We start from the raw sequence: 7,089 nt of genomic DNA on the forward strand, positions 1-7,089 counted from the left end.
CCTCTCAAGAAAGAGAAAGAACGAATAATGAGACAAATATAGCCCCACCCCAAATCCGCTTGACAATCCAATAGACACGACAGAAAGGTACATTACATGAGTAGATTCTGATATTTTTCAATGTTAATGCATTTAATATTGAGAAACATCAAGTAATTTTACATTACCATCAAAATTTATTGATCTTCTATAACGAACCAGAGGGATGCATACGAATATGGGAATGAATTACTATAAATTTTCCACAGAAGAAAAAATCTCAATTAACCCGTGCGGTTCTTTTGAACATCAGCATTCTATTTTCATCTTTTCTTCTCGCAATGGAACAAATCCGGTCCGCAAACCCCACAATCAATCGGCCAAGATTACAATCTTAGGATTGATGGATTCATATGAATTCCTTTCTTGGGGAGGGGCGGTACCGGGCGCGGGTTGAGCGCCATGGCCGGGGTGTGACCCGGTTCCCGTCTAGCGCGCCCGAACGACGGGCGTCTGATTTTCCGTTCAGTTTCCCTGTCAAACATTCCCTGAAGGCCACAAGCGGGGCGCCCGCGCCGAAGGGGAAAACACGGTTTTCAAGGAGAGAAGTGATGGGTGTCGTGGGCTATGTCTGGCAGAACATCCGCAATATGGACCGCGGTCTGAACGGGGGCCGATCAGAGGTCGCCTTCATCGACACGGCGGTTGCGGGCTGGGAAGCCTTGGCCGAGGGCGTTCCCGCCGGCATCGCCGTTGTGCTGCTGGACGGCCACGGCGACGGGCTGTCGCAGTTGGCCAACTGGGCCAGCGGCCATACGGGCTACGATGCCTTTCACATCCTGTCGCATGGTGGCGAGGGCCACCTGAAGCTGGGCACGCTGACACTTGACGCCGCGACACTGTTCGAACGTCCCGGCGACCTGGACATGCTCGGCGCGGCGCTGAAGGCCGGCGGCGACATCCTGCTGTACGGGTGCGAGCTGGCCAAGGGGCCGGCCGGCGAGATCTGGCTCGACCTGTTCTCCGACCTGACGGGGGCCAACGTTGCCGCCTCGACCAACCTGACGGGCGCCGCCCACCTGGGTGGTGATTTCGTGCTGGCGGTCAGGGTCGGCGTCGTCACCACGCGGGGCGTCGACATTCCCGCCTTTGCCGGGGTGCTCAGCACTCTGGAGACGCTGCCGACCCTGACCGCCACGGGCGCAACATCCAGCTATCCTCAGGGCACCTCCACCCCCGTCGACCTGTTCTCCAGCGTCACGGCCGACACCAACGATGCCGGCCAGAGCTTCGTCGGTTTCTCCATCACGATCAGCGGCCTCGCGGATATGATGGAGGGGCTCACCGTCCCCGGTGTACTCGGCGGAATGAGCAGTGCCGGCGGCCAGATCGAGATTGGCGGCATCCCGCATGGGAGCTACACCGCGTCGGGCACCGCCAGCGCGGTGACCTATAATTTTGCCTTCACGACATCGATCACCGGAGCCCAACTGCAGACCATCATTGATGGTATCGGCTATATCAACCAGGCGCCGACAGTGACGGCCGGCCCCCGCACCATCACCCTCAACAGCGTCACCGATAGCGGCAGCAGCAACAATACCGCAAACTTGAGCGGCATATCGGCCACGGTCAACGTCACCGTGCCCAATCCGCCGACGATACAGAGCGCCGCGGTCAATGGTTCCACCCTGGTGCTGACCTACGACCAAGCCCTGGACGCGACAAACCTGCCGCAAGTCGGGAGCTTTGGCATCTCCGCTACCAACGGCATGCATCCCGGTCTCATCACCGTCAATTCCGTGGCCGTCGACAGCGCGAACAAGACGGTGACCTTGACCCTGCAAAGGCCGGTATTGTCGGTCGAGACGATCACCATCGGCTATACGGACCCGACCAGCGGCAACGATGTACTGGCCATCCAGAACATGGACGGCGACGATGCCGGCTCGCTGACCAACTACACTGTGACCAACAACACCCCGGTCCCAGCCGGCCCGGCCCTGGTCAGCGCCGCAGTGAACTACACCAGCATGACGCTGACCTTCGATGATTTCCTGGATCAGCTCAACGTGCCGCTCTCGATGGCCTTCTCGGTATCTGTGGACAGCAGCCCGGTCGCCGTCAGCAGCGTGACCGTCAACAATGACAAGACCGTCACCCTGGCCCTCAGCTCGCCGGTGGCGTCGGGGCAGACCGTCACCGTCTCCTATACCGACGCGCCCGGCGACGATCTTTTCGCCATCCAGTCGGCCACCGGCACAGATACGGCAACCTTCACGAACCAGTCAGTCACCAACAACACCCCGGCGGCTCCGGCCCTGCAAAGCGCCACGGTCAACGGTTCCACCCTGGTGCTGACCTACGATCAGGCGCTGGATGCGATCAATGGGCCGACCGGGGCCAGTTTCTCGGTGATGGTCGATTCCGTCCCGAACACCGTATCCACGGCCACCGTGGATACCACCAACAAGACGGTCACCCTCACCCTGTTCACCCCCGTCGCCGCCGGTGCGGTGGTCACCGTCTCCTATTTCGACCCCACCACCGGCGACGACACGAGCTCTGTTATCCAATCAATGACCGGCGTCGACGCCGCCGGATTCACCAGCCAGTCGGTGACCAACAATACGCCTGGCGGCCCGGCGCTGGTCAGCGCAGCGGTGGATGGTGCCACGCTCACCCTTACCTTCGATGATTTCCTGGACCAGCTCTACGCCCCGCAACTGACGGCCTTCGCCGTGTCGGTCGGCGGCAGCGCGGCCAGCGTCAGCAATGTCATCGTCAACGCGGACAAGACCGTCACCCTGACCCTGAGTACGCCGGTCACGTCGGGGCAAGCGGTCACGGTGTCCTATACCGACCCCACGAGCGGTAATGACACGCTCGCCATCCAATCCTCCATCGGCAGCGATGCCGCCAGCTTCACGGGACAGACCGTCACCAACAACACCGCTGCGCTGCCCGCTTTGCAGAGCGCGACGATTGATGGCAACACCCTGGTCATGACCTACGACCAGGCGCTGGACGGGGTGAACATACCGACAAACGCCAGCTTCAGTGTATTCGTGGGCGCTGGACTGGCCACAATCACCAATGTCGCCGTGGATGGCACCAACAAGACGGTGACCCTGACACTGTCGGCGCCGGTCGCTGTCGGCGACACGGTGACCGTCTCCTACACTGATCCGACCGTCGGCGACGACCTGGTCGCCGTCCAGTCAGCGGCCGGCGTCGACGCCGCCAGCATCACGAACCAACCGGTCACCAACAACACCTCGTCCGCTGTGGCCCCGACCTATGTGTCGAGCATTGCCTATGTTGGTGAAACCACGGTCACGCTGACCTTCGATGTGGCGCTGGACAGTGCCAATCCGCCCGTCACCGGCAGTTTCAACGTGGAGGTGAATGGCAACACCGTGCCGGTCACCGGCGTCACCGTCAATGGCGTGAACAAGACGGTTACGCTGACGCTCGACAGCAACGCCTTGGGCGGCTCCGGTACCCTGACGGCAGGCGATATCGTCGCTTTCACCTACACCGACCCGACGGTTGGCAATGATCTGGCCGCCATCCAGGGCACGACCGGCCTGGATACGGCGGATTTCAACAATTCCTACACCGTCATCAATGCCCGGCCCGCCATCCCCGCGTTCGTCAGCGCGGCGGTAGACGGCGCCTCGCTGGTCCTGACCTATGACCAGGCGCTAGACGCCGTGAACGGGCCCGCCGGGGCCGATTTTGACGTCCAGGTCGGCGGCCAGAGCGTCAACGTCACCAATGTCGTGGTGGACAGCACCAACAAGACCGTCACCCTGACCCTGGCCACCCCGGTGACCAGCAGCCAGACCGTCACCGTCGCCTATACCGACCCGACCAATGGCGACGACACCAACGCCATCCAGAGTCCCGGCGGCCTTGATGCCGCCAGCCTTTCCGCGACCAGCGTCACCAATAACACGTCGAGCGGGACCGACACACCGCCGACCCTGACACTGACGCCGGAGAACCCCGGTTTCTGGAGCTCTTCGGGCAGTACCGGCTACGACCTGTTCGACACGGTGACCGCTTCCACGGTCGATAACGGGCAGACCTTCACCGGCATGGTGCTCAAGGTCTATAACGTCGCCTATTCTACCGAATATCTGAACATCGGCGGCACCGATATCACGCTGGCCGCGGGCACCGGCAGCGTCGGCGGTGGCAGTTATGCGGTAACACTGGCCAACGGCGTCGCCACCGTGACCCTGAGCGGGCTGTCGCTGAGCAACAGCGACATGGCCACGCTGATCGACAACATGGCCTACAAGGTCACCAGCAACAATAGCAATCCCGGACAGGGCTATACCCGCCCGGTGGTGCTGGAGTCCGTCACCGACAGCGGCACGACCGACAACATCACGATCATCAACAAGGTCGCCACGCCGACCTTTGTCGATGCCTCAGTGGCGCCTAATTTCTTCCTCTCCACGGCACCAGACAGCCCCACCTATAATTTCACCCCCGGCGTGCCGACGCAGGTCAGCTTCACCGCCACCGTCCAGGTGGCCACCGCGATAGTCGGCAGCAATGTCTCCTTCTCCCTGGGGCTGCCGCCGGGCTGGACCGCGACCCAGTCGGGCCCCACCCCCACCATATCGGGCTTGCTAAACCAGGGCACCACCTACACCCTGACCTATAACATCACCGCATCGGGCACGGATACTTCGGGGGCCTTTCCGATCAGCCTCATACCGCAGGCCACCGGCATTTCCCTGAACTACAGTGCCTATAGCAGTTCCGCGATGGTCACGGTGGGGCCGCCCGCGGCGCCCGCCTTCGTCAGCGCGGCGGTGAACGGGACTTCGCTGGTCCTGACCTATGACCAGGCGCTGGATGCGCTGCACGCACCCGCCGGGAGCGACTTCACCGTCACGGTCGACAGCCAGAGCGTCAATGTCACCAATGTGGTGGTCGACAGCACAAACAAGACCGTCACCCTGACTCTGGCCACCCCGGTGACCAGCAGCCAGACCGTCACCGTCGCCTATACCGACCCGACCAATGGCGACGATACCAACGCCATCCAGGGCTCCACCGGTGTCGATGCCACCAGCCTTCCCGCCACCAGCGTCACCAACAACACCGCCCCGCCCAGCGCCCCCGTTTATGTGTCGAGTACGGCTTATATCGGTGAAGACACGGTCACCCTGACGTTCGACGTTGCGCTGGACAATGCCAATCCACCCGTGGTCGGTGATTTCAACGTCCAGGTGAACGGCACCGGTGTCACGGTGACCGGGGTCAGCGTCGACAGCACAAACAAGACCGTCACCCTGACGCTCGCCAACGCCCAACCCGGCAATTTTGCGCTGTTGGCCGGCGATGTCATCGCCTTCACTTATACCGACCCGACGGCCGGTGACGACGCGGCCGCCATCCAGGGCACAACCGGCATCGATGCGGCCAACTTCAATAATTCCACTATTGCCGTCACGTCGCGCCCGGTCGTTTTCGAAAGTGCGGCCGTGGATGGCGCCACCCTGACGCTGACCTATAACCAGGCGCTGGCCTCGTTGCCCGGCCCGCTGCCGGGTGCCTTCACCGTGGAGGTTGGCGGCCAGACCGTGACCGTCAACAGCGTGCTGATCGATGGTCCGTCCAAGACCGTGATCCTGTCCCTGGCCACCCCCGTGACCGCCGGCCAGGTCGTCACGGTCGCCTATGCCGACCCGAGCGGCAACAATGACGTGAATGCGATCCAGGACGTCACGGGTAATGATGCCGCCAGCCTACTGACCACCCCCGTCACCAACAACACTGCTGCTCCGACCGGCGACACGCCGCCGCTGCTGACCGCCGTGGCCGCGAATGACGGCTTCCAGAACGGCAGTGGCGGCAGCGGGGCCGATCTGTTCAACCTGACCGTGGCCGACACCGTGGATGTGGGACAGACCTTCACCGGCCTGACCTTCACCGTTCACGGTGTCGATGGTACCACAAACGAGAAGATCACGATCGGCGGCTCCGATATCGCCCTGGTGAACAACCAGTCCGGGGCCCTCAACAACGGCAGCTACAGCGTCGCCGTTGCCAACGGCATCGCCACCGTGACCATCTCCGGCATGACATCGGCCACTGCCAATGACATTGCCGGTCTGATCAACGGCATGACCTACAAGAATACCGGCACACCGACCATCACGACCGGCGACAGCGACTATCGTGCGATCGTGCTGCGCTCGATCACCGACAGCGGCAGCACCACCAACACCTCCAAACTCGACATCGCCACCAGTGTCACCATCAACGAACCCGCCCAGAGCGGCAGCACCAGCTTTGGCATGGTGGCGGCGGCGATCGATCCGACCGTCACCTTTGATGGCAGCACGCCGCAGAAGGTGGAGTTCCTGGTCACCCTGACCAGTGCCATGCTGCTGATCGGTTCGACGGTCGGCTTCAAACCCATGCTGCCGGCCGGCTGGACCGCAGGCACGGTCCTGATCGAAACCGTCGACGCGACGACGCTGGCCACCGGCCCCAACGTTCCCAGCAACGGCATCACTGGTCTGCTGGCCATCGGCACGATGTACAAGGTCTCGTTCGACGTGACCGGAAGCAGTACGGACACGGCGGGCACCTTCCCGGTCGGCCTGACATCGACCTATACGGGCGGCGTCCTGATGGAATATCCCCGCCTGCAAGCCGGCGTGGCGATGATGAGCGTCGAGCCGCCGCCTGATGTCACGGCACCCGCTGCACCGGTCATCACCTCGCTTGATCTCACCAATGACGGCACGCCGGCCATCACCGGCACGGCGGAAGCGGGCGCCACCATCACCCTGACCATCGGCGGGGCCACCTATACCACCACGGCAACGGGCGGAAACTGGTCCATCGATACCGGCACGGCCACCCCGACCAGCGGTTCCCTGTCGCTGAATACCAACGGCACCAATGCCATCTCCGTCACGGCCACCGATGCCGCCAGCAACCAGTCGACCGCCGGCACCCAGACGCTGACCATCGACACCACGCCACCCGGCGCGCCGGTCGTCACCTCGTCCGCCATCACCAACAGCAGCACGCCGGTCATCACCGGCACCGCGGAGGCCGGTGCCACCATCACCC

General features: G+C 62.6%; 2 protein-coding genes. Both read left to right on the forward strand.

What is annotated here, in order from left to right:
* The first annotated feature begins 223 nt into the window (after nt 1-223).
* Nucleotides 224-436: a hypothetical protein gene (locus KBA48_RS15050; protein ID WP_292907744.1), complete on the forward strand. Its 213-nt coding sequence runs from the start codon at nt 224-226 to the stop codon at nt 434-436.
* Between the two features lie 154 nt (nt 437-590).
* Nucleotides 591-7,089 (forward strand): SwmB domain-containing protein (locus KBA48_RS15055; RefSeq protein ID WP_292907746.1); only part of this gene is annotated, 6,499 nt, incomplete at its 3' end.

Source organism: Niveispirillum sp. (assembly GCF_017996735.1).
Lineage (GTDB): Bacteria > Pseudomonadota > Alphaproteobacteria > Azospirillales > Azospirillaceae > Niveispirillum.

Excerpts from the sequence above, each read along its gene's own strand:
- KBA48_RS15050 (WP_292907744.1), top strand. The coding sequence starts at position 224 with ATGAATTACTATAAATTTTCCACAGAAGAAAAAATCTCAATTAACCCG.